The 2,989-nt window shown below is 74.3% G+C and carries 4 protein-coding genes; all 4 read left to right on the top strand.

Features of this window, described 5'->3' with window-relative positions:
* A partial coding sequence (locus tag OOT08_RS11525; RefSeq protein ID WP_325092767.1) for a DsbA family protein occupies positions 1–312 on the top strand: 312 nt, incomplete at its 5' end.
* Between the two features lie 106 nt (positions 313–418).
* Positions 419–1,288 carry a cytochrome c biogenesis CcdA family protein gene (locus OOT08_RS11530; protein WP_325092768.1) on the top strand — a complete coding sequence of 290 codons (870 nt, stop codon included), beginning with the start codon at positions 419–421 and terminating at the stop codon, positions 1,286–1,288.
* Positions 1,285–2,478, top strand: coding sequence for a hypothetical protein (locus OOT08_RS11535; RefSeq protein WP_325092769.1), 1,194 nt, complete (start codon positions 1,285–1,287; stop codon positions 2,476–2,478). The genes OOT08_RS11530 and OOT08_RS11535 overlap by 4 nt, the downstream gene beginning before the upstream one ends.
* Positions 2,479–2,636: 158 nt before the next feature.
* The coding region (locus OOT08_RS11540) for a hypothetical protein (RefSeq protein WP_325092770.1) at positions 2,637–2,989 on the top strand (353 nt) is incomplete at its 3' end.

Consider the following 2,989-nt stretch of genomic DNA (forward strand, 5'->3'; position numbering starts at 1 on the left):
CAGGACCGGTTCTGGGAATTCAACGAGACGGTCTACGCCGGGGCCCCCGCGACCGGGCACCCCGACCTGAGCGAGGAGAAACTCCTTGAGTTCGCCAAGGCGGCCGGGGTCCCGGACCTCGACCGCTTCCGCGCGGACCTCGACGACCCGGATCTGCTCGCCCTCGTCGAGCGGGATTTCGCGGAGGCGCAGGCGATCGGCATCGGCGGCACCCCGTTCTTCCTCATCGGGGACGAGCCCGTGAGCGGTGCCCAGCCGGAGCAGTTCTTCCGGGCCGAGATCGAGAAACAGCTCGACCGGGCGGGGGCCTAGAATGGGGACCCGATCACAATCCGCCCACGCACGGGGCACCGGTGACGCCGCCCCGGGCCGGGCCGACGCACAGCAACGCACAACCTCGCGGAAGGACGCCCAGTAAATGGACATCGGATACGCCGGAGCGCTCTTCGGCGGCCTGCTCTCCCTCCTGAGCCCCTGCTCGGTGATGCTGCTGCCCGCCTTCTTCGCGTACGCCTTCGTCTCCCCGGCGAAGCTCATCGCCCGCACCGGCCTCTTCCTGCTCGGCCTGCTCGCCACCCTGGTGCCGCTCGGGATCTTCTCCGGCACCCTCGGTGCCCTCGTCACCGAACACCGCAGCGTGCTCGTCGCCGTTGCCGCCTCCGGGGTGATCCTGATGGGGGTCGTGCAGCTGCTGGGCATCCCGATGCCGAGCTTCGCCCGGAAGGGCGGCGCGGACCCCGACGCGACGAGCGCCGTGTCGGTGTTCCTCCTCGGCGCGGTCTACGCCGTCGCCGGGGTCTGCACGGGGCCCATCCTCGGCTCTGTGCTCATGATGGCCGCGCTCGGCGGCAGCCCCGCCTACGGCGCGATCCTGCTCGCCCTCTACGCGGTCGGCATGGCGCTGCCGCTGTTCGCCCTCGCCGCCGTGTGGCGGAAGATGGGCGACCGGGGCCGCGCCTGGCTGCGCCCGAAGACCCTGAGCATCGGCCGCTGGCAGAACAGCTGGATCATGATCATCTCCGGCACCCTGTCCATCGGCGTCGGGCTGCTCCTGCTGCTCACGGACGGCACGGCGGGGATCGGCAGCCTCATCCCCATCGGCGCGCAGTACCGGGCCGAGAGCTGGGTGAGCGTGACCGGCTCGCAGATCCCGAACGCGGTGTTCCTGATCGGCGCGATCGTGCTCGCCGGGCTTGTCTTCGCCGCGGTGAAGCTCCGCGGCGCGCGCACCGCGCGAAAAACCGCGGCCCCGACCGCCGAGACGGAGCCCGCGGAGGAGCGGGTGTGAGACGCGGGGCGCTCGCCGCGCTCGTCGTCGCCCTCGGGCTGACACTGAGCGCCTGCGCCCCCGCCGTGCCCGCGCACGAGGACGGCTCCGGGGCCGCCCGGAGCGAGCGCGCCGCCGATCTGCGCGTGGCCGGGGTCGAGCCCCGAGCGCTGCCCGCGGGAGCCGAGCTCATCGGGGGAATCCGCGGCGACAGCGCCCCGGTCGCCGTCGCCGACGTCTTCCTGCTCGGGGTGCTCCCGGATGCCGAGGACCCGAGGCAGCGCGTGATCGCCGTGGACGAAACGGGCAGCCGCTGGCAGGTGCACACGAGCCCGTCCTGCGTCGGCTGGGCCGTCTCGAGCACCGCCGAGGGGGAGCCCCGCGTCGCGGTGCTCGACGCCGTGACGCGTCGGGACGGCGCGGGCTTCCGGACCGACTACGTCGCGTCCGGATTCCGGGCAGACGGCACCCCGGCCTGGGACGCGACCCCGGTCCTCGGACCGCGTCTCGGGGCCGGCCCGGGCATGCGCTTCGGGGAGGTGCCCGGCAGCATCGTCTCGGACGCCCCCATCAACGCGCAGGCCCTCAACCCGGCCGACGGCACCGCGCTGACGGTCGCCGCCGCGGAGCAGGCCCGCATTGTTTTCGAGGGCGGCGGCATCGCGGTCCTCCGGGAGGCCGATCGCTTCGTCGCCCGGGACCTCGCCGGGGGCGGCGAACGCTGGGCGCGGCCCGCGAACGAGGGGGATTCCCTGCCCGAGCAGCCCGCCGCGGGCGGCGTGCTCGCTCTCCAACTGCTCGGGACCGAGGGCCCGCGCGCGCAGCTGATCGACGCGGGGACCGGGGACGCGATAGGCGCGCCCGTGCCCGGACGAATCCTCGGCGTGACCGGGTCCTCGGACGGGACGCGTGCGGTGCTCGCCGTCGGCGGGGCCGCGGGCACCCGAATCGTGGCGGCCGAGGCCGGCTCCGTGCGCTGGAACGCGGAGCTGCCGGGCGAGGCCGCGGAGCTCGCGAGCGTCGGACCGGACTGGGTCGCCCTCCGCGTCTCCGGCGAGGGCCTGCTGCTCCGCGCGGACTCGGGGGCGCCGGGAAGCCGCGGCGACTTCCCGGTGCCGATCGCGCAGAGCACCCAGAATGTGGGGGCGGTGCCGAGCGGCGAGCCCGGCGAGTACGCCCTCGTCCGGATGCCGCCCCTCGGGACGGGGTGACCCGGGGCGGCGGGTCCGGACGGTGCCCGCTGCGTCGCTGCGTCGGTGCCGCGGGAGATCGTGCCCGCTCGCGGCGGAAGCGTGGACCAGGGCTCGGGCTCCCCGCATAGGATGGGGAGTGCCCCGCCCGATGCCCGCTCCGTTCTGAGGATCGCTCGATGACCGCACCGCACCCGAAGCAGCTCCCGGACCGCCGCCGCCGGACGGGGCTGATCGCCGCGATCACCGTGGCGGGCCTGGTCCTCGTCGGGGGAGTGGTGTGGGGCGCGAGCTCGTTGTTCCGCCCGGGAGGGGCGCTGGCCTCCCCCGTTGGCCCGGACGTCACGCAGGTCGACCTGCCCCGGGACGAACAACAGCTCACCCTGGCTCTGGGCTTCGATCCCTCGGCCCTGGCCCGGGAGATGAACGGAGACGAGCAGGACTTCAGCGGCATCGTCGAGGTGTTCTCCGATCCGGAGCTCACCCGCCGGGTGGACGTGATCGCCTCCGCCCGGGGCGAAACCCTCACCCT

Source organism: Leucobacter sp. M11, from assembly GCF_035726885.1.
Taxonomy (GTDB): Bacteria; Actinomycetota; Actinomycetes; order Actinomycetales; family Microbacteriaceae; genus JAPFRB01.